26 protein-coding genes and 1 pseudogene are annotated in these 25126 nt (G+C 39.7%); 11 read left to right on the forward strand and 16 right to left on the reverse strand.

The genetic code is table 11. The features are described 5' to 3' along the window. Nucleotides 1–64 precede the first annotated feature (64 nt). Nucleotides 65–1114, reverse strand: a complete 1050-nt coding sequence (locus tag WDJ61_RS17950) for an NAD(P)/FAD-dependent oxidoreductase (protein ID WP_338752256.1) — start codon at nucleotides 1112–1114, stop codon at nucleotides 65–67. Nucleotides 1115–1322: 208 nt separating this feature from the next. Here WDJ61_RS17950 and WDJ61_RS17955 point away from each other — a divergent pair, with 208 nt between their 5' ends. From WDJ61_RS17955 to WDJ61_RS17975, 5 genes are all read left to right on the forward strand, one after another. After that, entirely contained in the window at nucleotides 1323–2165 is an 843-nt protein-coding gene (locus tag WDJ61_RS17955; RefSeq protein ID WP_338752258.1) for an ABC transporter ATP-binding protein, read from the forward strand. Next, complete coding sequence (locus tag WDJ61_RS17960; protein WP_338752260.1) at nucleotides 2116–3033, forward strand: iron-hydroxamate ABC transporter substrate-binding protein; 918 nt, start codon at nucleotides 2116–2118, stop codon at nucleotides 3031–3033. The genes WDJ61_RS17955 and WDJ61_RS17960 overlap by 50 nt, the downstream gene beginning before the upstream one ends. A gap of 77 nt (nucleotides 3034–3110) precedes the next feature. Next, on the forward strand, nucleotides 3111–4118 hold the full coding sequence (locus tag WDJ61_RS17965; RefSeq protein ID WP_413789032.1) for a FecCD family ABC transporter permease: 1008 nt from the start codon (nucleotides 3111–3113) through the stop codon (nucleotides 4116–4118). Further along, entirely contained in the window at nucleotides 4115–5122 is a 1008-nt protein-coding gene (locus WDJ61_RS17970; RefSeq protein WP_338752262.1) for an iron ABC transporter permease, read from the forward strand. The genes WDJ61_RS17965 and WDJ61_RS17970 overlap by 4 nt, the downstream gene beginning before the upstream one ends. A gap of 129 nt (nucleotides 5123–5251) precedes the next feature. Further along, nucleotides 5252–6463 carry an MFS transporter gene (locus WDJ61_RS17975; protein WP_338754836.1) on the forward strand — a complete coding sequence of 404 codons (1212 nt, stop codon included), beginning with the start codon at nucleotides 5252–5254 and terminating at the stop codon, nucleotides 6461–6463. Nucleotides 6464–6510: 47 nt separating this feature from the next. On the opposite strand, the gene WDJ61_RS17980 is transcribed toward WDJ61_RS17975, so the two are convergent. The 5 genes from WDJ61_RS17980 to WDJ61_RS18000 are packed head-to-tail and all read right to left on the reverse strand — an operon-like array spanning nucleotide 6511 to nucleotide 9847. Beyond that, entirely contained in the window at nucleotides 6511–6939 is a 429-nt protein-coding gene (locus WDJ61_RS17980) for an OsmC family protein (RefSeq protein ID WP_338752264.1), read from the reverse strand. Nucleotides 6940–6956: 17 nt separating this feature from the next. Further along, the gene (locus WDJ61_RS17985) at nucleotides 6957–7694 is read right to left on the reverse strand and encodes an amino acid ABC transporter ATP-binding protein (protein ID WP_338752267.1); all 738 of its coding nucleotides are present in this window, start codon (nucleotides 7692–7694) and stop codon (nucleotides 6957–6959) included. A gap of 14 nt (nucleotides 7695–7708) precedes the next feature. Further along, nucleotides 7709–8353, reverse strand: a complete 645-nt coding sequence (locus WDJ61_RS17990) for an amino acid ABC transporter permease (RefSeq protein WP_338752269.1) — start codon at nucleotides 8351–8353, stop codon at nucleotides 7709–7711. A 19-nt stretch (nucleotides 8354–8372) separates the two neighbouring features. Continuing rightward, a complete protein-coding gene (locus WDJ61_RS17995; protein WP_338752271.1) occupies nucleotides 8373–9209 on the reverse strand; it encodes a transporter substrate-binding domain-containing protein in 837 nt (278 codons plus the stop codon). A gap of 17 nt (nucleotides 9210–9226) precedes the next feature. Beyond that, complete coding sequence (locus WDJ61_RS18000; protein WP_338752273.1) at nucleotides 9227–9847, reverse strand: TetR/AcrR family transcriptional regulator; 621 nt, start codon at nucleotides 9845–9847, stop codon at nucleotides 9227–9229. A 262-nt stretch (nucleotides 9848–10109) separates the two neighbouring features. Here WDJ61_RS18000 and WDJ61_RS18005 point away from each other — a divergent pair, with 262 nt between their 5' ends. Then, the gene (locus tag WDJ61_RS18005) at nucleotides 10110–10265 is read left to right on the forward strand and encodes a YflJ family protein (protein ID WP_338752276.1); all 156 of its coding nucleotides are present in this window, start codon (nucleotides 10110–10112) and stop codon (nucleotides 10263–10265) included. Between the two features lie 125 nt (nucleotides 10266–10390). Here WDJ61_RS18005 and WDJ61_RS18010 read toward each other — a convergent pair whose 3' ends face one another. The 6 genes from WDJ61_RS18010 to WDJ61_RS18035 all read right to left on the reverse strand — a co-directional run bounded on the left by WDJ61_RS18010 (nucleotide 10391) and on the right by WDJ61_RS18035 (nucleotide 16860). Then, nucleotides 10391–10600, reverse strand: a complete 210-nt coding sequence (locus WDJ61_RS18010) for a hypothetical protein (protein WP_338752278.1) — start codon at nucleotides 10598–10600, stop codon at nucleotides 10391–10393. Between the two features lie 124 nt (nucleotides 10601–10724). Next, the gene (locus tag WDJ61_RS18015; protein ID WP_338754837.1) at nucleotides 10725–11126 is read right to left on the reverse strand and encodes a (deoxy)nucleoside triphosphate pyrophosphohydrolase; all 402 of its coding nucleotides are present in this window, start codon (nucleotides 11124–11126) and stop codon (nucleotides 10725–10727) included. A 40-nt stretch (nucleotides 11127–11166) separates the two neighbouring features. Then, nucleotides 11167–11772 carry an SAM-dependent methyltransferase gene (locus WDJ61_RS18020; RefSeq protein WP_338752280.1) on the reverse strand — a complete coding sequence of 202 codons (606 nt, stop codon included), beginning with the start codon at nucleotides 11770–11772 and terminating at the stop codon, nucleotides 11167–11169. A 238-nt stretch (nucleotides 11773–12010) separates the two neighbouring features. Beyond that, complete coding sequence (locus tag WDJ61_RS18025; protein ID WP_338752282.1) at nucleotides 12011–12250, reverse strand: hypothetical protein; 240 nt, start codon at nucleotides 12248–12250, stop codon at nucleotides 12011–12013. A 25-nt stretch (nucleotides 12251–12275) separates the two neighbouring features. Beyond that, nucleotides 12276–12539, reverse strand: a complete 264-nt coding sequence (locus WDJ61_RS18030; RefSeq protein ID WP_338752284.1) for a hypothetical protein — start codon at nucleotides 12537–12539, stop codon at nucleotides 12276–12278. Nucleotides 12540–12588: 49 nt separating this feature from the next. Beyond that, nucleotides 12589–16860: an HAD-IC family P-type ATPase gene (locus tag WDJ61_RS18035; RefSeq protein ID WP_338752286.1), complete on the reverse strand. Its 4272-nt coding sequence runs from the start codon at nucleotides 16858–16860 to the stop codon at nucleotides 12589–12591. Between the two features lie 151 nt (nucleotides 16861–17011). Between WDJ61_RS18035 and WDJ61_RS18040 the strand changes: the two genes are divergently transcribed. Then, on the forward strand, nucleotides 17012–17458 hold the full coding sequence (locus WDJ61_RS18040; protein ID WP_338752288.1) for a hypothetical protein: 447 nt from the start codon (nucleotides 17012–17014) through the stop codon (nucleotides 17456–17458). Nucleotides 17459–17489: 31 nt separating this feature from the next. Here WDJ61_RS18040 and WDJ61_RS18045 read toward each other — a convergent pair whose 3' ends face one another. The 4 genes and pseudogenes from WDJ61_RS18045 to WDJ61_RS18060 all read right to left on the reverse strand — a co-directional run bounded on the left by WDJ61_RS18045 (nucleotide 17490) and on the right by WDJ61_RS18060 (nucleotide 20235). Beyond that, nucleotides 17490–17840, reverse strand: a complete 351-nt coding sequence (locus WDJ61_RS18045; RefSeq protein WP_338752290.1) for a hypothetical protein — start codon at nucleotides 17838–17840, stop codon at nucleotides 17490–17492. Nucleotides 17841–17964: 124 nt separating this feature from the next. Continuing rightward, nucleotides 17965–18414, reverse strand: coding sequence for a peptide-methionine (R)-S-oxide reductase MsrB (msrB, locus tag WDJ61_RS18050; protein WP_338754838.1), 450 nt, complete (start codon nucleotides 18412–18414; stop codon nucleotides 17965–17967). Then, a pseudogene (gene msrA, locus WDJ61_RS18055) lies at nucleotides 18400–18921 on the reverse strand (peptide-methionine (S)-S-oxide reductase MsrA); the annotation flags it as partial. The pseudogene msrA and the gene msrB, both read right to left, overlap by 15 nt. A gap of 159 nt (nucleotides 18922–19080) precedes the next feature. Then, nucleotides 19081–20235, reverse strand: a complete 1155-nt coding sequence (locus WDJ61_RS18060) for a transposase (RefSeq protein WP_338752292.1) — start codon at nucleotides 20233–20235, stop codon at nucleotides 19081–19083. Between the two features lie 662 nt (nucleotides 20236–20897). Here WDJ61_RS18060 and WDJ61_RS18065 point away from each other — a divergent pair. The 4 genes from WDJ61_RS18065 (at nucleotide 20898) to WDJ61_RS18080 (ending at nucleotide 25085) form a co-directional block, all read left to right on the forward strand. Continuing rightward, complete coding sequence (locus WDJ61_RS18065) at nucleotides 20898–22244, forward strand: cytochrome ubiquinol oxidase subunit I (RefSeq protein WP_338752294.1); 1347 nt, start codon at nucleotides 20898–20900, stop codon at nucleotides 22242–22244. A 25-nt stretch (nucleotides 22245–22269) separates the two neighbouring features. Beyond that, nucleotides 22270–23307, forward strand: a complete 1038-nt coding sequence (locus WDJ61_RS18070; RefSeq protein ID WP_338752296.1) for a cytochrome d ubiquinol oxidase subunit II — start codon at nucleotides 22270–22272, stop codon at nucleotides 23305–23307. 85 nt (nucleotides 23308–23392) lie between these two features. Further along, nucleotides 23393–24088 (forward strand): response regulator transcription factor, encoded by a 696-nt coding sequence (locus WDJ61_RS18075; protein WP_338752298.1) that lies wholly within the window; start codon nucleotides 23393–23395, stop codon nucleotides 24086–24088. Beyond that, on the forward strand, nucleotides 24081–25085 hold the full coding sequence (locus WDJ61_RS18080; RefSeq protein ID WP_338752300.1) for a sensor histidine kinase: 1005 nt from the start codon (nucleotides 24081–24083) through the stop codon (nucleotides 25083–25085). Before WDJ61_RS18075 ends, WDJ61_RS18080 begins: the two co-directional genes overlap by 8 nt. Nucleotides 25086–25126 lie beyond the last annotated feature (41 nt).

A 25126-nucleotide genomic window follows, 5' to 3' on the forward strand; every position in this document is an offset into this window, starting at 1 on the left:
TGACCCGACCTCCTATTGGAAGTCGGGTCAGTTTGTAGACAAACAATTGTTTTGGGGCATTTTCTCATTTCATCATCTGTTTCACTAATTCTTTATTGAGTTTTTTAAAGATTTCATTGTGTGAAGAAACCATACCCGTTTCGTTCGCTTCAGGCTCGATAAATTGTTTTGCTTTATTCACAGCATTGGCTGCATCTTGGAATGCTCCCGCAATCAGGTGAAGCTTGCCAGCGTGCTTCAAAATATCCCCCGCAGCGTAAAGTCCTTTAATCGATGATTCACTACTAGCATTACCGGCGACAAAATAATTGTCGATTCTTTCGATGTTTATTTCGCTTTGGTCAAGTAATGTCGTATCGCGTTCGTAGCCATGATTGATGATCACCTCATCAACGTCTAACGTGATCGCCTCTCCCGTTTGATGATTCGTCAATTCCACTCGTTCAATCACTTCATGGTTCTCACTAGCAATGAGCTTCGTGATTGCTGTGTGGAAGAAGCAAATAGCTGAGCTATCCATTAGCTGCTTCACTTGTGCTTCATGACCTGATAACGCCTCTTTCCGATAAGTGATGTACACCTTCTTGGCGATCGGTTCTAATTCATTCGCCCAGTCAATTGCTGAGTTTCCTCCACCAGAGATAATCACCGTTTTATCTTTAAATCGTTGTAGTGATTTGACCGTATAATTTAAATTCGATACTTCAAACCGCTCCGCTCCTTCTATTTCTAGCTTTTGTGGATTCAATATCCCTCCACCAACCGCTACAATCACCGTTTTCGAATAATGCTTTTGACTGGAGGCTGCATGCAGCACAAAAATACCATCATCATTCCTTGAAATTGACTCCACTTTTTCATTCAAGACGATTTCAGGATCAAAGGTTAATCCTTGCTGTACGAGCTGCTCAATTAATTGGGCTCCTGGAGTAGGTGTCAGCCCTCCTACATCCCAAATCATCTTCTCTGGATACACATGAACCTTTCCTCCTAATTGAGGTTGATATTCTATCAGTTTTGTCTTCATCTCTCGAAGCCCACTGTAAAACGCCGAATACAACCCAGCAGGTCCTCCGCCAATAATCGTCACATCAAATAATTGCTGTTGATCCATCTATCATCGCTCCTCATCAACCAATTGTAATTGATTATCATTATCAATAAATCATACACTTCTTCCTTCTTATTTACAACCGATATTATTTATCTACATAAATTTTTTAAAAATGCAGATTGACAATGGAAAACAAGAGAATTATAGTATTAAAAGTAATGACATTGAAAATCATTATCAAATAGATTCACTAAACGGAGGGTAATAAATGGTTCGCCTATATACAACTGACTTAAACATTGGCTACGGTGAACGTCTTATTGTCAAAGATCTTAGCGTAGAAATTCCTGATAAAAAAATCACCACCATCATCGGTTCAAATGGCTGTGGAAAATCGACTCTATTAAAAGCGATTACTCGCATTATTTCCCATCAATCGGGGACCGTCATGTTGGATGGAGAAAATATCGCGCAGGAAAACACAAAAGTCCTCGCCAAAAAAATGGCGATTCTTCCGCAAATGCAAGAGAGCGCTAGCGGATTAACAGTCGGTGAACTCATCTCCTACGGTCGCTTCCCTTATCAAAAAGGCTTCGGTCGCCTAACAAAAAAAGATTATGAAGTCATTGACTGGACACTAGAAGTGACAGGAACGACAGAGTTTAAATTTCGCCCTGTAGATGCTCTATCAGGAGGCCAACGTCAACGAGTTTGGATCGCTATGGCTCTTGCACAAGAAACCGACATCATTTTCCTTGATGAGCCGACCACTTATTTAGATATGGCTCATCAACTAGAAGTGCTAGAGCTATTACAAAAACTAAATATAGAACAAGAACGAACGATTGTTATGGTGCTTCACGACTTAAATCAAGCTGCCCGTTTCGCTGATTATATGATCGCTTTAAAAAATGGTGAAATCGTCAAAGCGGGAGATTGTGAGGAAGTGATGACACCAGATGTGCTTCAAAAAGTATTTCATATTGACGCACATATCGGACGCGACCCAAGAACAAACAAACCAATGTGCATCACCTATAACTTAGTGAAGGAGAACGAACATGAAAAAGCTGCTATTTCCAATCTTTCTACTACTCGTCTTTATGGTTAGTGCTTGTAGTGGAGATTCAGAAAAAGAAACAAACAAAACAGAGAAAAAAGAGCCAGAAATGATCACTTACGAATCTGAAAATGGTCCAGTCCAAGTACCGGCAAACCCTGAACGTGTAGTTGTTCTGTCATCATTCGCTGGCAACGTTATGTCTTTAGGTGTCAATCTTGTTGGCGTTGATTCTTGGTCCAAAATGAACCCGAATTTTGAGAGCCAATTGAAAGATGTAGAAGAAGTATCCGATGAAAACTTAGAAAAAATTATTGAACTAAATCCAGACTTAATCATTGGGCTATCATCAATTAAAAATGTTGATAAATTAAAAGAAATTGCTCCTACTGTTACATACACATACGGAAAAGTGGATTATTTAACTCAACATATAGAAATTGGAAAACTATTAAACAAGGAAAAAGAAGCACGAGCTTGGGTGGACGATTTCAAAGCGCGTGCACAAAAAACGGGAGAGGACATTAAAGCGAAAATTGGGGAAGATGCCACTGTTTCCGTCATTGAAAATTTCGACAAACAACTGTACGTATACGGCGATAACTGGGGCCGGGGCACAGAAATTCTTTACCAAGAAATGAACTTAAAGATGCCAGATAAAGTAAAAGAAATGGCACTAAAAGACGGCTACTATGCCCTATCTTTAGAAGTGCTTCCTGAGTTTGCTGGAGACTATGTTATTTTAAGTAAAAATAGCGACACAGACAATTCATTCCAAGAAACAGAAACGTATAAAAACATTCCTGCTGTAAAGAACAACCAAGTATTCGAAGTAAATGCAAAAGAGTTCTACTTTAACGATCCATTAACATTAGAGTTACAATTGGATTTCTTTAAGAAAAGCTTCCTTGGCAAGTAAATACATTGGAAAAGGAATTCTCATTGGAAGGATTCCTTTTTCCTTTACCTAACCAAAAGAAAGAAGAGAGACGAATAATGAAAGAAGATCAACGTATCATCCCATTTGTCTATAAACTAATTGCAGCGATTGTTTTATTTTTAATTATGTTTATTGCGGCTTGTGTATTTGGAGCAGCAGATACGACCGTCAAAGATGTCTGGCTCGCTCTTACTTCCGATGCCAAAGGGGAAAAAATTTCTCTTATTCGTGAAATTCGTTTACCGAGGGAAGTTGGAGCGGTACTTGTTGGAGCAGCCCTTGCGGTGTCTGGTGCTATTATGCAAGGAGTGACAAGAAACCCTTTAGCTGATCCAGGTTTACTTGGACTAACAGCCGGAGCTAATGCCGCACTCGCCTTGGCAGTCTCACTCATTCCTGCTGCCAATTACTATACGATTATGGTAGCATGTTTTATCGGTGCGGCTGTCGGATCGATCATGGTGTTTGGTATCGGGGCAGTGAAAAAGGGCGGTTTCTCTCCATTTCGTATAGTACTAGCCGGGGCAGCAGTATCGGCATTCCTATATGCAGTCGCAGAAGGAGTCGGCATCTATTTTAACACGTCAAAAGATGTATCCATGTGGACGGCTGGAGGGCTAATCGGCACTTCATGGATTCAGCTTCAAATGATCGCTCCATTTATCGGCATTGGTCTCCTTATTGCCCTTTTATTCTCAAGGCAACTAACCATTCTCAGTTTAAATGAAGAGGTAGCGGTCGGATTAGGTCAAAAAACAACACAAATCAAAGCCATTCTATTTATTGTTATCATTCTTCTTACTGGTGCGGCTGTAGCACTCGTCGGAAATATGGCTTTTATCGGCCTCATGATCCCGCACATAGTCCGTTCAATTGTTGGAACCGATTATCGCTTAATTCTGCCGATGTCAGTTGTGGTGGGGGCGACATTCATGTTGCTTGCCGATACGGTTGGGCGCACCATCCATGCACCATATGAAACACCTGTAACAGCCATTGTTGCGATAATAGGCTTACCTTTCTTCCTTTTCATTGTGAATAAAGAAGGGAGAACTTTCTCATGATACATCCAACTATTGTAAAAAAACAAAGACTACTGTTAGGTGTGTTTCTTGCGCTCATCATCATAACGATTGTGATTAGTATGGGAATAGGCTATTCCTCTGTATCTTTTGACAGATTGATTCCCACACTTCTTGGACAGGGAACATTCAAAGAAGAATTTATTGTTTTCTCGATTCGGCTGCCACGAATCATTATTACTTTATTAGCTGGAATGGCTCTTGCTCTATCTGGCGCTATTTTGCAAGGAATTACACGAAATGACTTAGCCGATCCCGGCATTATCGGTATAAACTATGGAGCAGGAGTAGCTGTTGCTGTTTTCTTTTTATTCTTCCCGATTGATGAAGGTTCATTTGCTTATTTACTACCTGTAGTTGCTTTTGCTGGTGCCATCTTAACTACCTGCCTCATTGCCTTATTTTCATATAATAAAAATGAAGGGCTTCAACCCGTCAAATTAGTGTTAGTCGGTGTTGGATTTTCTATGGCACTATCAGGGGCTATGGTTGTTCTTATTTCAGGTGCGGAGCGTTCAAAAGTCGAGTTTATTTCCAAATGGCTATCCGGAAATATTTGGGGTACAGATTGGCCGTTTATTTGGGCTATTCTTCCATGGCTTGTTATTCTTATCCCTTTCGCTTTATATAAAGCAAATCGTTTGAATATCCTTGCGCTCAATGAACCTGTGGCCATTGGCGTAGGTATATCCATTAAAAGAGAGCGTCTCATCTTGCTTTTCACAGCTGTTGCTCTTGCCTCTTCTGCTGTTTCTGTTACTGGAGGCATCACTTTTATCGGATTGATGGCACCCCATATGGCCAAAGCTTTAGTAGGACCACGAAACCAATTGTTCCTGCCTATAGCTATTTTAATCGGAGGTTGGCTCCTATTATTGGCAGACACCATTGGACGTAATATAGTGGAACCTGACGGCCTACCAGCTGGGATTATCGTCTCACTCATTGGGGCACCGTATTTCATATATTTATTATTAAAAAAATAAAGACCTCTAAAAAGTCAGTTGAATCTTCTATGAGATAGAAAGATTCAATGACTTTTTATTTTATTGCAAACGATGATATTTTTTTGAGAGTGATCTTTTATACTATGGTTATTAAGAGGGGATACGATGATGTGGAAAAATAAAAATGTTTGGATTTTGTTATGTGGAGAGTTTATTGTCGGTTTAGGTCTATGGCTTGGAATTATAGGAAATCTTGAGTTTATGCAGGAGAAAGTGCCTTCTGATTTCTTGAAATCTATTATCTTAGCTATTGGACTACTGGCTGGTATTATTGTTGGACCACTCGCTGGTAAATTGACGGATCAGTCAAACAAAAAAATGGTCATGCTTGTTTCTGGCTTTATTCGTACAGCAAGCGTCATTTTTATGCTGATAGCGATTAAAACAGGGTCCGTTTGGTGGATGATCGCCTTTCTTATTTTCATCCAAATTTCTGCCGCCTTTTATTTCCCAGCGCTACAAGCTGCTATCCCCCTTGTTGTTGAGGAAAAGGACCTTTTGCGAATGAACGGTGTTTATATGAATGTATCCACTCTTTCGCGAATCTTGGGGACAGCGGTAGCAGGAATCTTCTTATCCATTATGTCTCTTTCAATGGTGTATATCGCTTCTTTTATCGCCTATTTCTTGTTATTTGTTTTGACATGGTTCCTGACCTTAGACGAGTCAAAAAAAGAGCAGAAGAGTTCAAAAACAAAAGAATCGTCCAGTACCAGCTTTAACGATATCTTTCCCATTATTAAAGGATTGCCGATTGTATTTATGACGCTCGTTTTAACGCTTGTCCCCCTGTTATTCATTGGCGGATTTAACCTGATGGTGATCAATATTAGCGAACTTCAGGATAGCTCGACAATTAAAAGCTGGATTTATACCGCTGAAGGAGTAGCCTTTATGCTCGGAGCATTCGTTGTTAAACAAATAAGTCATAAATTCTCACCTTATACGATTTTATTTTTCTTTTCATTTATTATTGGGTTATCACAAGTGCTGCTTTACTTTGCACAAATTCCGCTCCTATCTGTTTTCGCCTTTGCTTTATTTGGCTTTGCTGTCGGTTGCTTTTTCCCAACTACCGCGACCATTTTTCAAACAAAGGTGCCAAAAGACTTTCACGGCAGGTTCTTCTCCTTCCGAAATATGCTTGATCGCCTCATTTTCCAAGTTGTTCTATTAATAACAGGATTTTTATTGGATGCAGTCGGTTTGCCTTATATGACGGTGATCTTCGGGACATTCTCTCTGTTGATGACGACTTTCTTTTATATGAAGTTTAAAAAATTAAACATAGCCTCTCAAGTAAGAGACAAAATTAGTTAACGGTAAAAAACCATCAGTTAGGAGAAAACCTTCCTAACTGATGGTTTTTATTGTTGTGGCCGCCCTTGTTTCTCTCCGTTTAAAATCAGGTGGAAAGTAACATCTGCTTTTAATGAATCAGATACGGCACAATATTTTTCTTTTCCAAGATCAATCGCTCGCCAAATCTTTTTGCTATCAATTGCCCCATCAATGATAAAAGTGACATCGATGGAAGTGAATCCCTTCGGAAGTTCTTCTTTTCTTGTTCCATCTGTTTCAATTTCGAGCTTTTCAATCAAGGATAGATGCGGCTTTAAAATCATCGTCACATCAATCCCAATACAGCCTGCCAATGCGCTTAATAGCATTTCTGTTGGAGTCGCCCCTTTTCCAGCTCCTCCGTAAGCCTCTGTCGCATCCATTTCCACAGCATAGCCGGAATCTCCGACTGAAGTAAAGGCGCGCTGCCCTTGCCATCTTGTACGTACTTTCATTTCAAATCCCCCCTCTTTTACGTCATTTTTAAAAACTTCTTCGCCCGCTCTGTTTGCGGGTTCGTGAAAAATTGTTCTGGTTTTCCCTCTTCCACAATAACGCCATCTGCCATGAAGATGATCCGATCTGCTACCTCACGAGCAAATTGCATTTCATGTGTAACGATCAGCATCGTCATTCCATCCTGTGCAAGCTCTTTAATCACGGCTAATACTTCGTCTACCAACTCCGGGTCAAGGGCTGAAGTCGGCTCATCAAATAGCATTACTTCAGGCTCCATTGCCAGTGCTCGAGAAATCGCCACCCTTTGTTGCTGTCCACCTGATAGTCGTGAAGGATAGCTATCCTTTTTCTCTAATAATCCTACTCGTGCAAGCAATTTTTCTCCCCTCTGAATAGCCGCTTGCTTATCCACTTGCTTCACAGTAAGCAAGGCTTCAATGACATTGCCAAGCACCGTTTTATGGGGATATAAATTAAACTGCTGAAACACCATCCCTGTGTGCATTCGTATGTTACGAATATTTTTTTTCTGCTCTTTTTTCGATTGTGTGTCAGCAAGCAAAAGATCATTAACTTGTATTTGACCGCTCGTCATCTCTTCTAACCCATTGATACAACGAAGGAACGTGCTTTTTCCTGAGCCGCTAGGGCCTAAAATAGCAACGACCTCTCCAGTTGCTACTGTCACATCAATGTTCTTTAACACTTCTTGTCTATTAAAGCTTTTTGACAATCCTTCAATATTAATCATACAAAAACTCCCGTTTATTCATAAATTGATAGGCGTTTTTCCAATCTTTCAAGGAAAAAGGAGAAGCCTGTGCTCATGATCCAATACATCAAACCAATCGCTAAGTAAAATGGCATATACACATAATATTGAGCAATCAAAAGCTGAGCGGAGCGCAATAGCTCAGTCACAGTAATCACTGACACAAGCGATGTTTCTTTTAACATTCCAATAAAGGTGTTACCGGCTGGTGGAATCGCCACTCGAATTGCTTGCGGTAAAATGATTCTTCTCATCGTCTGAAAGGGCGTCATTCCGGATGCATAAGCGGCTTCCATTTGCCCTTTCGGAATCGATTGAATAGCTCCGCGTAACGTCTCTGATAAATAAGCACCGATGCTAATGCTTAGCGCGATATAAGCTGCCACTAATGGCTCTAGCTTAATACCATAATCCACTAAGCCGTAGTAAACGATAATAATTTGTACAAGCGTTGGCGTTCCCCGAATAATCGATACATACGCCCGAGCAATCCAGCGAATCAACCGATTGCCTTTAAGTCTAGCGATGGCTGTAATGACCGCTATAATTGAGCCAAAAAACATCGACACAACCGTGATAAGGAGCGTATAATACGCCCCTTTTAATAAAAAGGTCAGATTATCTAATACAAGATCCATTATTTACGATGATCCTTTCTTATTCTGTTGGCTCTTCTCCAAACCATTTCACATAAATTTCTTTATATGTGCCATCTGCTTTCATATCTGACAAAATTTTGTTCAATTCTTTCACAAAATCTTCATTGCCTTTACGGACTGCAATACCTGCTTGATCCGATTTAACTGGCTCACCGACTGCTTTAATTTTAAAACCATTTTTCTCTACAACTGGTTGCATCGCGTACATATTGTTAATGGTTGCATCAATGCGGCCAGCATCTAAATCTTTTAATGAAGTAATGACATCATCATACGTTTTAATATTGAACTCACCGACTTCTGGCAATAGCTTTGTACGAAGATACGTTTCATCATTTGTCCCTAAGCCCACACCAATATCTTTTCCTTTAAAATCTTTCACTGTCTTAATGTCATTATTATTTTCAGCGACAATGACTTTTACATGATTCGTAATGTACGGATCTGAAAAGTCCATTTGCTCTTTACGTTCATCAGTAATCGTCATTTGACTAATTACCGCATCAAATTTCTCTGTTTGTAAACCTGCTATCAGACCAGAGAATTCCTGTGCCACAAATTCAACTTCTACCCCTAATCGCTTCGCTACCTCTTTTGCTATATCCGCATCGAATCCATCCATTTCTTTTTTATCATTTAAAAAGTTGTATGGAGGGTATGTGCCCATTAAACCAACTTTCAACTTGCCTTCTTCTTTAATTTGATTCAATAAATTTTCTTGGCCTTCTTCCTTTATCTCCTTCGAGTCTTTTGACTTCTCCGAGCTACAAGCGCTAAGTAATGCCGCAAAAACAACAAGCAAAATTATAGAGTGAAATATATTTCTCTTCTTCATCGTATTCTCCCCCTTTTTTATATTCCTAATAGTCCGAAAAATTCAAACCGAACAACTTCCTTCGCCAACTCTTTCGCTGTTTTCTGATGTAAGTTAGAATGAGTCGTAATCGGACCAAATAACCATTTCGATAAAATGCCTTCTAGCAAACTAACTAATAATGCAGACTGTATGGAAGGATCATTATTCGGCAAAATCCCAAAATCAATAGCTCGCTCAATATTTTTCTTAAAAGCTTCCTCTACTTGAAGGCGAGTTTCCATAATTGCTTTATGAATGGAAGCTTCACTCTCCATGCCTCGTAGCAAAATCTCCATAAAAAATTGGTTGTCCTGTGAAAACAAGAATAAGTTTTCAAACAAACGCTCCGATGCTTTCACCGTATCCTGCACGGTTCCAGGAGATTGACGATACCCTTGAGACACCACTTCCAATAAACTCTGTCTTCCCTTATCAATAATTTCAAAAGCAATTGCCTCTTTGCTTTTGAAGTACCAGTAAAAAGTTCCTTGAGCGACACCAACTTCACTGACGATATCGGAAATTTTTGTCTTATGATAGCCTCGGCTAGCAAATAATTGCAAAGAAATCTGCAAAATCTGCTCTCTCCGATCTACGTTGTGACGAGTTTCACTCATCCCTTCCCCCCTCTCGATTGATTAGTCAGTCAATTTAATTTATATCCTACAAAACAAATCTGTTTAAGTCAATAAATACTATTAGTTTTATCGGAATTATTTCAGTATAAGGTTTTATATTTGATATATCTTTTATACTAAGTACAACATTTATACAAAAATAGGAAAAATGTATATAGAGAAAGAGTAATATAACAAGCACGTCTTTTACCACTCCTCCATATATTGATGTTAACCATGATGATAGAGGAGGGATCGACTGATGGCCCATCTATATTCTAAAGGCTGGTTTATTCAACAATTAAAACAAGCCAATATCACAAAGCTGGAAGGACGAAAACTGGAAACATACAAAACTCACATTGTGCGTAATCTATACGTTCAGCTTGTCGAACAAAAGGAAAACAAAGCGAAATAAATCCCAGGCCCCGTCTACAATTAAGACGGTTCCTGGGATTTCTGGCTTTATATAGGCATTCTTCAAGCTTGTTGTTTCGCTTTCTTCGACCTTGTATAGCTTTCCTTTGACTTTCTGGTAGTTTCTTACACATTAAACTTGCTAATTAATCCTTGTAAATTCTCTGATCGGCTAGATAGCGCTTGTGAAGCAATTGTGATCTCCTCCATTGATGCAAGCTGCTCTGCTGCTGTTGCTGCCATCTGCTCAATATGATTTGCCAGTTCATCCATCAATTGAAGAATTTCTTTAAAATTCACTTCTGTATAATGAACAATATCTAAACCACTCTTCACCTCTAACATTTCCAATTTGGCTTGATTGTTGATTAATACATCCTGTATATAATGATGCTTCTAAATTATGAATAAAACTGCCCATTCCATCACCTGTACTTTACGTTTTTCGTAGCAGCGTCTTTTAATGCAACACAGACATTTGACTTAATTTCTCAATCGCTGGAATGTCCGCCGGTGCCCAATCTAACGATGTTAATTCATGTGGTGCCAACCATTTTATGGCCACATGCTCCGTTAAGACAGGTTTCCCTTCCACAATTCGGCAGAAAAATGTCGTTAAATGCACAATACCAAAGTCATATTCATAAACGGTATGTTCAACTTGTTCACCAATCTCAATCTTGCAATGCATTTCTTCTTCAATTTCACGACGCAATGCTTCCTCTGGTGATTCTCCTTGTTCAATTTTTCCTCCTGGAAACTCCCATTTCAGTGGCAGTATTTGCCTTTCTCCTCTTTGCGCACATAGAATTTTCCCATTTTCAATAATGACGGCTCCGACAACATCTATGTTTTTTTTTATAGTATCCTCCGAAAAATATGTTTCACGTGAAACATGTCTATTATTGAATTCTAAAAATCAAAAATCGTTCATTTTCATCTTTTTCAAACAAATGCGGAACTCTCACTTCTTTCAAAAGCTCAAACGGTGTATTCCTTTCAAGAAAATGGATATATTCAATGGTTGGATAGTAAAGAATGACATCGACAAACCGCTTATGTTGCTCAACAGAAAGCAAAATATTAGTAACGACCTTCATAAAAATCTGGATGGAAAAAGGATTAAAAAAATAAAATCGATTGTCCGTTGGCTCCACTTTATACTTCTCAGCTGGACCGCATACAAAGCGAATAGTATCCTCTTTTGAATCCCTTGTTTTCATATAACGCTCTTTGTTTTCCACTGCTTCTTGATATAGCTGTTTATTCACTTCAATTCCTGTGACCGACAATTGGAAATGATAATGGACGTAAAATGGCAGCCGTCCTTTTCCGCAGCCAAAATCCACGACATGATCTATCCTTTTTAATTCATACGAACGAGTCAGCTCATCCAACGCCACATAAGGTGTCGCTTCATAACGATTATAATGAACTAATTGTAGTGGGCATTCTTTCATACCAATGGTTTCAATCCCTAAAAGCTGATCATACTCGTGTTCTGTCATAACATATCTCTCCATTTAAAAATGACAGACATCTCTTCATGGAAATGTCTGTTTACATACATTATATAGCAAAAAAATGATATGCGCTGCCGATCAGTTTGTAGTTACATTAAACACAAATGGCTCAAAATCCAGCTCATAATCTTCGGATGAAGCTTCTGCATGAGTTAGTGTGCATAACACAAAAAGGACGCCCCAAACCGATCATTTGGGCCATCCTCTACTTACGTATTCATTCTTACCCGAACTTTCGAAGCTTCGGAAAAGAGATTAAGCCTAATAGGTTAATGTTGTGTTCTTTTCCTTTCGACCGAACTTTACCGAAGAAAGTTCCTAGAAAGTCTTCCCATACTTTTCCTAGCGTTTTCTTAGATTGAGGATTATTGACAATGGCATCCATTGTGGATTGTAATGCATAGTCTAAGTGTAATAGGGCCTGTCGTAAATGACTAATCACTTCCTCATTGTGCTCCTTCATGAAGGTCACTCCTTTGGATAAAAATTTAAGAGAAAATGCTTTGTTCCGAATCCTCTACTTCGTACGCATGGCCATCTATACACATGTCTCGCTCAAGATACTTTTGCATTCGGTCAAACTTCACTTCCGCCACGATGTCTTCTAGTTCTTCCTTGGCGGAAACAACTAAGTATTTCATCTGTTTAGAGAAATCATACAGCATGGGGCGTAGTGTTTTTCTTGCCACTGGAATGATCGCTGTGCTTGCAATAATGAGCGCAGAGCCCACAATGACACGTTGCACTAACATGTTCAAACCCTCCTTTTCATTAGATTATTTTTTCCAATTATGGTCTCACTTATACAGCTAAAGCGAGCGTTTCTTCTTTACGATCTCTTTGCACCCATTTGATTACTGGCTTGGCTAGAGTAGCTGAACTTGCTGCTACAGCGATGACGGCCGCCCATCCCATGATGGAGATCGGTACAGTATTAAAGATCCCTTGCAGTGGAGGAATGTAAATGCAGGCTAACAACGATAACCATGAAACACCTAAAGCTCCCACTAAGAAACGATCTTTTGACCATTCGCCCATTTTTTCATCTTCAGACCCTAATTGTCTCCAAGAGAATGTTTGAATGAGTTGTCCTGCTACTAATGTGGCAAAGGCTGTTGTTTGTGCAACCGCTAATGGCGCACCTAATGCTAAACTTCCGGCAAATAAAGCAAGCGAACCTAAGCCTAACAGAACTCCGCGAGTAACGACTTGTTGGTATAAACTCTTATCGACAATGCCTTGGCGTTTGGTGATTTTTTTCTTATTTCCTGGGTTCACAGCTAACACCATTGCTGGCAGGGCATCTGTTAGTAAATTCATAAGTAAAATTTGGACAGGCACGATAGGAAGTGGTAACCCTACGAGTACAGCTGTTGTGGTGACCATAATTTCGGCCAGATTTCCACATAGTAAACAGCCCAGTGCTTTTCGAATATTACCAATGATGGTGCGACCTTCTTTCACTCCATCTACAATAGAACTAAAGTGATCTTTCTTTAGTACCATATCCGATGTTTCTTTCGTCACCTGTGTACCCGTTTTCCCCATGGCAATCCCGATATTGGCTTTTTTAATGGCTGGGGAATCATTGACGCCATCACCAGTCATCGCTACGATATGTCCATTTTTTTGCAATAACGAAACAATCCGTAATTTATGTTCTGGTGTCACTCTGGCGTACACTTTAATATCGTTAATCTTCTCGGTCAAAGCCTCATCAGAAAGTTGATCGATATCTTTACCAGTCATTATTTGATCATCTGGTCCACAAATACCTATCTGCTTGGCAATGGCCATCGCTGTTTGCGGATGATCACCGGTAATCATGACCGGTTTAATGCCTAATTGCAAGGCTTCATTAATGCTTGTTTCTACATCTTCTTTCGGTGGATCCATCATGCCGACCATTCCGACATAAATTAATTCCTTCTCAAGCCCATCTTGACATTGTTCATCGGGTTCATTGTTTAATGGAGCATAAGCGAATCCAAGCACACGTAAGGCTTCGTTCGCGAATTGTTCAGTTTGCTTATATATTTTCTTTTTCACTAGTTCTGTCAGCTTCAGTTTCTTGCCATTCTTTTGATAATGGGTACAGCGTTCAAGCACCTTTTCAATAGAGCCTTTTGTTAAAATATAACAATCTTTATGTTGTTCTGTCTCTTTGCAAACGACGCTCATCATTTTTCGATCGGAGTCAAAAGGAACTTCCTGTACACGTTTCCAGTCTGTTAGACCATCCATAATGCTTTTTTGCTTGGCGGCTAATGTAATAATCGCCCCCTCTGTCGGGTCTCCTTTAATGTCCCAGCCTTCTTCTGTTTCGTGAAGGCTTGTATTGTTACATAGCACACCTATTTTCAAAAGTTGTTCAAGGTCATGACAGCAAGATTCCTCTCCAGCTTCATCAACAATTTGTCCATCAGGGATATACCCATTTCCTGTGACATCGTATTCTTTAGCAACGGTAGCTATTTTCGTAACCGTCATTTCATTTTTGGTGAGTGTTCCTGTTTTATCAGAACAGATCATCGTTGTCCGGCCAAGCGTTTCTAAAGCAGCCAGCTTACGAACGACCGCATTTTTCTCTGCCATCCTCATAATTCCAGCTGTTAATGCGATGGTGATCGTTACTGGTAATCCTTCTGGTATCGCCGAAGCGGCGAGAGCAACAGACATCGTCATAATTTGTGTGATCGGCATCCCTCTAAGAAGCCCCACCGCAAACACAACGCCACCTGCTAGAAACGCCACCTTCATAAATGTTTTACTAATGGAAGTGACTTGCTCCTGTAATGGTGTAACTTCCTCTTTGTCATTGGTTAACAAGGTAAGTAGATGGCCCATTTCCGTGTAATTACCTGTGTTGACAACCATTAGTTTTGCTTTTCCACGTGTCACATGTGTGCCCATATAGGCCATATTCGTACGATCGGAAAGTGATCGATCGTCTTCAATTTGCAGAGCATTTTTTTCTACTGGAAGGGATTCACCCGTGAGAGCAGCCTCATTAATTTCTAAATTCCAGCTTTGTAAAATACGCATATCAGCTGGAACTCTATCGCCAGCCTCTAATTCCACGATGTCACCTGGAACGAGGTCGTCTGCTGACACCTCCTGCACATTGCCATTTCTGATGACTCGACAGTTAGGCGGCACGAATTCGCTTAATGATTCTACCGTTTGCTCTGCTTTTCTTTCCTGAACTGTTCCGATTCCAGCATTAAGAAGTAAAATCGATCCCATGATCATGCCGTCAAATAAATGCCCGGTAAATAAACTAATTAGAGCGGTGGAACCTAAAATAATCGTCGTTAATTCTTTAAATTGTCCCAAATAGGCACGTAACCAATGAGGCTTTTGCTTCCCGCTCATTCGATTTTTTCCATACGATGATTGGGCTGATTTCACTTGTTCAGTCGTTAAGCCATTCCGTTGGTCGGTATTGTAATGGTCATACAATTCAGCGGCTTCTAAACGATACCAGGAAGCTTGTTCTTGTATATGGTGTTTACTATTTTTCACAACAGCTTTTGACTTTGTCATTTTTCTTTCGGTCCACGTTTTCGCCCTTGACATAAAGGTTAAACACATAGCATCCGCTATTAAATTAATGATAGGAGCGAACACGAATAATCGAGTGGCTACCAATGTGCCGAGTATATTCCACACTTTTGTCACTTTCACATTTCGATTGACCATTTTGTCTAGCTGCTTTGCATGGTCATACGTATCTGCTATCGCCTTCAATTCATCCATTTTAATGGATGGATAAAAAGAAACGATATTGTTATTTGTAGCGGAAATATGATCCGTAACAAATAACACTTCCTCTCTTCTTTGAGGAAGCTGCCCATCGGTTATATGACATAACTCTAGTCCATAGGTAGTTCTTAACTCTTCTTCCCATTCGGATAATGGCCTGTCACTTCTGTTATTTAAATAGCGAATAGTTGTTCCTTGAGGCAGCTTTTCGAATAACGCCTGGCATTCGGATCGTAAAGAAGAATGATCAATTAACAAAGACGCATCATCAAATACGACAGCTTTCATTTGGGATAACTGATACATCGATCCATTTAATGGGATTTTTTGGTTATTTTCTTTAGCCATGTGATTGGCTTGTTTCCAAGCATATTCGGTTGGCTGAAGAGCCGGACGCGGATTAGCTGCCAATAAGACAGCAAATGCTGATAGCGGATTGCGAGTTAAAAAGAGGCTCGCTCCAGCGGCAGCAAAGCCAAACTTGCTCATTTTCCGACTGTATGTCTCAATTTCAGGTGAAATGTATGGCTGATCAAATAGCTCTTCATCCACACTCTTTTGCCTTTTCCAATTTAAATATTGCAATAAGCTGATACCAGCCAATACAATAAGGTTCTCACGAATCAAGGCTAAAGCTAAGGAGCTCGCTCCTAATAAGAGATCCATATTTACTTTCTTCTCTTGATTAAACTGCTGTAATCCTCTACGAATAAATGGATAACCTGAACAAATACCGATTAATCCACTTAAATAAAATGGAACCGGATGCCTAGAAAGACTCGAAGCTCCTTTCCATACTTGCTTCACTCCTAATACCCCTAAGCCTGCTGTTGAAAGAGCTAAAGGGATGGACACCTTTTCCTCACGAGTCAATCGGTCATTCGCAATCGACACCGTTTGTAATCTTTCCGGTATTTGATAGCTAGCCTCACGACTTGAGAAATATGTTTGTTCCGTTTCATAAGTGGCAGCTACTTCTTGATATGAGGCTTTTGATTCCGCTATTTCTTGTTCAAGTGCATGATCATACTCCTCTTTTTCCCCTTGATGGATTTTCTGAAAGAGGGCTTCTTCAAATTTCGTTATATATAGACTAAGAACATCTAATGACACGGCATCCACACTGTATGTGATTAATACATTACCCGTATGAACGTTGGCATCCACTATATGGACTCCGTCGATAGTAGAAAAGATTTTCTCAAATTTTTCTTTAGCCACTTCATTATGCTTTAACCCATAAAGCTCAAATCTTAGTCTCCCAGGCAAGACATGAAATGATCTTTCTTTCCATAATGAAATTTCCAATGATTAGCCCCCCTCTCTCTACAGAAAATTTATAAAAGATATTTTGAACAATCACTGATCTTTTTATGCATTGGTTGAATTGTATTAATTTCGATTATTTTTATAATTATTGGAAATAATAAAGTTAAAATTAAAAATTGAGGTGGCCAATGTGTTAAAAAAGTTATTTGCGATCAATAATCCCATTACGTGGATTTCAGCAGCTGCGCTCATTTTAGTGGTCTCTCCCGAGGCTAGAAGCGGCACAAGAAAAATGTTAGTCAAAGGGACAGGAGCAGTCTTATCATTAAGTGATTCTGTTAAAACATTAGCTTTAGGCTCTAGAGAACAATTTGGGAAATTTCTTGAAGAGGCAAAAGTTGAAAAAGAACAGATGAACATTCCAGAAATGATTGAAATGGGCGGCGAAAGAATGAAACAAAGCCTGCAGGGAGCGATGGAAAAGTCGAAGCAGACGTTCGAGAAAACGAAAGGCTCGATGGAGAATATATTTGAAAAAACAGCTGATGTCACTAATCTTGACACAAGTGCTTATAATGTGGTCAATGATCATCTAGTCAAGGCAAAATTGGATGAAATCGAACAACAATTTCATTAAAAAACAGCGTGCAAGGAAGCGGCACGCTGTTTTAATATGTTCGCTCTATTCCTTCTAATAGCAATGGATGGTTGCCTAATAAAGCAGGGTTGTGAAAAATCATATGTCCAGCCTGTCTACCTACATAAGAGCCAATACGATCTCCAATAATCCCTCCAACTGTCATACCTAAAATACTTCCCACACCAGGAAGTAAGGAAGATCCTACTGCCCCGCCATACTCCATTCCAGCCATAATTCCAAATGTGCCAGTAATATTTTGCGTTGTACATACGGCATAGTCTTTTCTACTTAAATGCCCTTGGTTTAACGATCGTGTATCTTGTATTTGTGATAACGCTCCTGATAATACTCCACCTATAATACTTGAGCGATGAAACAATAAAATATCCCCCTTTAAACGACTGAGCTAGCGACGCATTGCTAATAATGTGATCATTTAAAGAGGGAAATATACATGATTGTGGTAACCATCCAATTGATGGATGATGCCCTGTGTTTTGTTTTTATTCAAATAAACTCAAAAATTCGCCGTATCCTTCTTCAATCAGCTTACTCTTCGGTACAAATCGTAAAGCCGCTGAATTGATACAATAGCGTGCACCATCTGGACCAGGGCCATCATCGAAAACATGACCGAGATGGGAATCGGATGTTTTCGCTCGAACCTCGATTCGTCTCATTCCGTGTGACGTATCTAATTTCTCGGCGATTTCCATGCGGCGCAGTGGCTTAGTAAAACTTGGCCAACCGCAGCCAGCATCGTATTTATCGAGCGAACTAAAGAGCGGCTCGCCAGAAATGATGTCGACATAAATGCCTTCTTCTGTATGATTCCAAAATTCATTGCGAAATGGCGGCTCTGTCGCATTGTTTCTCGTGACTTCATATTGAAGCGGCGTTAATTCTTTACGCAACTGTTCATCGCTTTGTACTTTCTTCCAATGCTCGCGAATGAATGGCGCACGGCCAGAGCCCTCTTTGTACATATTGTAGTGAAATGCGTTCTTTTTATAATAATGCTGGTGCTTTGCTTCAGCCTTATAAAAAGGGCTTGCTGGCAAAATTTCCGTCGCAATCGGTTTTTGAAAGCGACCGCTGGCGGCTAGTTCCGCTTTAGAAGCTTCAGCCAATTGCTTTTGCTCATCATTATGATAAAAAATCGCCGTCCGATAGGATAATCCTCGATCATTGAATTGACCACCTGCATCAGTTGGGTCAATTTGCTGCCAATATAGCTCCAACAATTTTTTATATGGAAATACATTGGGATCAAACGTAATTTGTACAGCTTCATAATGTCCCGTTGTATCCGAACATACTTCTTCATACGTTGGATTGACTGTATGCCCACCCGTGTACCCAGAAATCACTTCTTCAATTCCCGGCTGCTCATCAAATGGTGCGACCATACACCAAAAACATCCACCTGCAAATGTAGCTAATTGCAATGATTCAGACATAACTAATCGACTGCCACTAAAAACATAGACAAAAGTCTATCCTTAGAATTTTCCTGCTTCCTCGTACCCCATTTGGCTAAACTTCTAGCTAATCTGGTGAATGTAGCACTCCACAGGCGTGATTTCGGGGGTAGCCCCACCTATCATACATCATTCTATTTAAGTTAAAATGATGTATTCTTTTGCTTGTAAAAGGTTGATCGCTGCATTTAAGTCTCGATCCATCTTGTGGCCGCAATCGCATGTGTATACACGATCCGATAGTTTTAAATCCATCTTTTTTTCTCCACAACAAGAACATAATTTCGAAGACGGATAAAACCGATCCACTTGTCTCAGCTCAATGTGTAACTCTTTACATTTCGCTGTGAGCCAAGTTTTAAATGTGTAAAAACATTGTTGTGCGATTACTTTCGATAGGTGCCGATTCTTCATCATTCCTTTTACATTCAAATCCTCTATTGTGATATAACTTGGCTTGGTTTTCGCCACTTGAGTCACAATAGACTTAACATACTCTAAGCGGATATTTGCGAAACGAGCATGAAGTTTTTGAACTCTAAGAATGTTTTTGTTTATGTTTGCTCTTTTAGTAACAGCTTTTTCACCTCGCTTTTTTAGATATTCATACTTACGAGACAAAGAGCGTTGTTCTCGTTTTAATTTCTTTTCTAACTTTCTTACCCGTATGGAACGGTTGATATTTTTATACACTGAACCATTACTACATACGGCGAAGTCTTTGATGCCTAAGTCCATGCCCAGTCCTTCATTTGTAACAGGAGGCTGTCTTCCTTGAGGCTCTACTTCACAAAGAACAGAAACATAATACCTTCCTGCTTTTCGTGAAACGGTTCCGCTTTTTACGACAGCCGTCTCGGGGAGGTATCCGAATTCCTTCAAACGCATCCAACCAAGTGTAGGGATTTTCACTCGGTGTCTCTCGACGGTCCAATCCGTTTTGTTGTTCTTTGGAAAATAGCATTTAACATCTTGCTTCTTTTTCTTTTTGAAACGCGGAAATTTCACTTTCCCTGCGAACAAGTTTCTAAAGGCTTTATCCGCATTCATAATCGCTTGCTTAACAGCTTTACTAGATACTTCTTTAATCCATTGATCTTGTTCTAGCGTATGAACATTATTCAGCCATTTGGAAAAGTCGAACCCAGTCATAAACGAGCCGTCTTTTTCGTACACTTCTTTGTTCTTCGCCAGATAAAAATTGTACACGTATCGACAAACGCCGATCGTTTGGTGTATTTTCGTTTTTTGTTCGGTTGTCGGCTTAATTTCTATGAAATAGGCTTTCTTCATCTACTCACCACCTTGCATTCATTATACCCTAGAACTAATTTTAATTGGAATAAAATAACATTAGTTATATATTATCCATGAGGTGAAAACATGAGGAAAGACTTAAAAACAAGAAGTCAGATCGGTAGTGCCATTGATAATGAATGACTTAAGCAATGGAGAGAATATTCTAAAGAAACGGGAATGCCTATTTCGAAATGATTGGATCAAATGATAAAGATGTTTCTAGAATCCATTTAAAACTAACTGTTTTTTAGAGTGTTTGTCCATACTTGTACCTGATTCTCTATATTTTTAATAACAGTTGGTAGCTCCTTTACGTTGAGTGTTGCGAAAATACCTGCTTTTAGTATAACAATTATTCCTTTCATATTGAACTACCCCCACCTACCTCTACACGAGCTTGAGGTGGGGGATTCTCCTGTTTCTAGTTCCCCTCGTTCAACAAAGAGGATACAACGATATCGAAATTCGGTAGTGTCTTTATGTAAGGCGACCTATTCGATCTTCCAACGAAAGGGAAAAAAACACACGTTCTAAAAAAAGAGACATTTTCTTTAAAAAAGAACAAACCGATTCATCCCACTTTCTCTATACATATCCTTTCCGACATTGGAAAAGATATGATTCATAAGGAAAAATAAGAAAGGACGTAATGTTATATGGACGATTTATTTATTGCTCGTTCTTTATTTGGAACAACGATGGCCTTCCATATCATCTTTGCCACGATTGGAGTAGGATTGCCGTTCATGATTTTAACGGCCGAATTACTTTATCAAAAAACAAAAGATTTGGACTATGTGGTCATGGCGAAGCGCTGGACAAAAACATTTGCGGTGTTATTAGGGGTTGGGATTCCCACTGGTACCATTGCTGGTGTGCAATTATCGCTATTATGGCCAGGGTTTATGGAAGTGATTGGTCGGGTGATGCCGCTTCCTTTTCAAATTGAAATTTATGCTTTTTTTGTCGAAGCATTATTTATGTCCATTTATGTGTATGCCGCGGAACGAATTGCTCCGTGGATGAGAATTGTTAGTTTAGTCTTTGTCGCTTTAGGAGCGTTGGCATCCGCTGTGTTAATCACCAATGTTCACGCTTTTCAAGGAACACCCGCCGGTTTCCGTTATGAGAATGGAAAATTTGTTGATATTGATCCTTGGGCTGCCTTCTTTAATCCCAGCTTTTTTGTCACAGCAGGTCACGTTGCCTTATCCGCTTATGTGGTCGGCGCATTTGTTGTTGCGTCTGTCGCTGCCTATAAAATGATGAAAAATAAACGTGAATCGAAAGTGTATCTTTTTCACCAAAAAGCATTAATGATTAGCTTAGTTGTCGGAGGGATTTGCTCTTTTCTAACGGCAATCAACGGGCATGAATCCGCTCAATATTTACATGAATATCAACCGGAAAAGCTAGCGGCAGCGGAAGGCTTATTTGATACTCAATCGCACGCTCCTTTAGCTATTGGAGGAGTCACAGATCGTGACACACAATCGGTGAAAGGAGCCATTGAAATTCCATGGTTGCTTAGCTTTCTAGCAGGTAATAGCTTTGACACCGTCGTCGTCGGCTTGAACGACTTTCCTGAAGAATATTGGCCACCCCTTTTTATCCATACGTTATTTAATGTGATGGTGGGCATTGGCTCTCTCCTTATTTTTTTAGCATTCGTTGGACTCATATGGAAAAAGCTAAGCAAGAAAGAGCATTTTCCAAAAGCTTTGCTGTGGATATACGTATTGAGTGGTCCACTTGCTATCATTGCCATCGAATGCGGCTGGATTTTCGCTTGTACTGGGAGACAACCTTGGGTGATTTATCATGTATTACAAACGGCTGATTCAGTAACATCAGCCCCTAATTTAATGATTCTCTTTATTTTATTCTTGATCGTATATGTAATTTTAGGTGTCGCCGTCGTGGCCGTACTTCTATACTTTTTTAGAAAAAATACGGAGTTAGATGATTTAAAAAAAGCAGAAGAAACGTACATAGTGAGTTAATTTCAATCGATAGGAGAGAATGCCAATGACTGATGCGTTGATCGCAATTACCGTTCTTTGGGGATTTGTCTTTATTTACTCTGTCATGGCCACGATGGATTTTGGAGCCGGCTTTTGGTCGATGATTTATATTAACCGAAAACAAACGAGGGCTACCAATGTCGCTAATCGGTACTTATCCCCTACATGGGAAGTGACCAATACATTTATTGTTGCTTTAGTCGTCGCCGTTTATAGCCTGTTTCCTACCGCTGCTTATGTGTTAGGCACGATCCTGCTCATTCCGGGAAGTATTATTTTGCTGTTGCTGGCAATTAGAAGCGGCTTTCTCGTGTTTTCAAATATCGCCACTGACTATCAAAAGCCATTAACGTATGTGTCAGGTATCACAGGCATTTTCATTCCCGGACTGTTAATTAGTGTCTTGCCGATTACTCATGGGGCATTTATCGATGATCAAAATGGTACGCCCATCTTAAATTTGCAAAAGCTGTTTACGAGCCCGAATGAATATGCCTTTATTGGCTTTGCGATCAGCAGTACGCTCTTTCTCTCTTCTTTATTATTGGCGGATTACTCCAAAGCTTCTCAGGAAAAAGAAGCGTATGAAACGTACCTGCGTGATGCCCGCATTCTTGGGCCGATTTCATTAGGGATGGCTTTTCTGATTATGAGGACCTTACAATTAGAAGCTCCTTGGCTCTACGAACGAATGATGGATGATCTTCCTTTGCTATTTCTTTCTATCGGCTTCTTTTTCATTGGAGGCATCGGTCTTTTTTTGCCCTCTCTTCAAGATAAAAACGTTCGTGGGATGCCAAGGCTAGCCGTCGTTGCCGTAGCTATTCAATACTTGATTGCTAGCTATGTATACGGAAAAGCTCACTTGCCCTATATTGTTTATCCCGATGTGACAATTGAATCAGCTTTTACCGATCCGAATTCGTTTAGGGCCGTGTTCGTAACGTATATTGTGGGGTTTGCTATCCTATTTCCCGGCTTCTTTTACTTTTGGCGCTTATTTATGAATGATAAAAAATATTTACAACAAAAAAGCCGGTGAACGCCGGCTTTTTTGTTACTCTTGGCACTTCACAAGATTTTCCTATACAATTTAATAAAAAACTTAAAATTGTGTGGTGAATCTGTTGTTTAAATTATTGTTAATTGAAGATGACGCTTCTTTATTTCATGAAATAAAAGATCGCTTAGAACAATGGTCTTATGATGTATACGGGATTGCTGATTTCAATCAAGTACTGCAAGAGTTCACAGCGATTAAACCAGATTTAGTCATCGTTGATATTCAATTGCCGAAATTTGATGGCTTTCATTGGTGTCGATTGATCCGCTCTCACTCCAATGTACCGATTATTTTCTTATCTTCTCGTGACCATCCGACCGATATGGTAATGTCGATGCAGCTCGGGGCCGATGACTTTATCCAAAAGCCGTTTTATTTTGATGTGCTCGTGGCTAAAATCCAAGCAATTCTTCGCCGCGTATATAATTACAATACCGAACCGATTGAGCTAAAAACATGGTGTGGGGCGACGATCGATTATGAGAAAAACATCGTCATCAATCAAGACAGCTCGATTGAACTAACAAAAAATGAAATCTTTATATTAAAGCAGCTCATTGAACAGAAAAATAAAATTGTCAGCCGAGAAGAATTGATCAATAGCTTATGGGACGATCAGCGCTTTGTCAGCGATAATACGTTAACGGTCAATGTGAATCGTTTGCGAAAAAAACTTGATGAACTCGGTCTAGGAAACTATATCGTGACAAAAGTCGGCCAAGGATATATGGCGGAGGAAGAGGACTCTTTCCATGATTAAAACATACATACGTGAGCGCCTCAGCTGGATCGTTCTATTTGTATTTTTACAATTACTGATTATTCTTATGACGTTTATCGATCCATCTATTCCTATTGAGTCAGCCCTTTATATCGTATTTTTATTTATGCTTGTTTTTTCGATCTTTTTAACCATTCGTTACCATAAAGAAACAAAATTTTATCAAAGCTTACAAGAACGTGATCATGACCTTGATATTACTAATCTTCCTCTGCCGGAAAGTCCGTTTGAACAAATCATCACAGCGAGCATGACCCAGCAAACACAGCGGCTCAGGCAGCAAGCAACCGAAAACCGGCTGCTGCTTGAGCAAGAAAAGGATGAGCTATTAGCTTGGATTCATGAAGTGAAAACTCCATTAACCGCCATGCATTTAATCATTGATCGCTTACAAGATGACAAGTTGAAAGCCGATATGAGGTATGAATGGCTGCGAATTCACCTCTTACTAGACCAGCAGCTTCATCAAAAACGGATTCCTTTTATGGAAAATGATTTATATATTGAGCAAGTGAATTTAGAGGAGACCCTCTTTCAAGAGATTAAAACATTGCGCTCATGGTGTATGCAAAAGCGGATCGGATTTGATGTCGATTTAAGCGAGACCACTGTTTTAAGCGATGTAAAATGGCTTGCCTTTATCATCCGACAACTGCTCACAAATGCTGTTAAATATAGTGAAGCAGCCGATATTATCATTGAAAGCTATGTAGAAAATGAGCAAACAGTCCTTCAAGTGCAAGATCTCGGACGCGGTATTGATCCAAAGGACATATCCCGCATTTTTGAAAAAGGCTTCACCTCTACAACTGAGCATCACGACCATGCAGCAACAGGAATGGGATTGTATTTAACGAAAAAAATCGCAGAACGTTTACTCATCGACATCGCTGTACAATCGGAACTTGAAGCAGGGACAACATTTACACTTACCTTTCCTAAAAGAAACAACTTCGTCCGCATATCAAGCATGTGACAAAAATGTCACATGCTTTCCCTTTTTGTTCGACCATTCGA

Source organism: Bacillus sp. FJAT-52991 (assembly GCF_037201805.1).
GTDB lineage: Bacteria > Bacillota > Bacilli > Bacillales > Domibacillaceae > Bacillus_CE > Bacillus_CE kandeliae.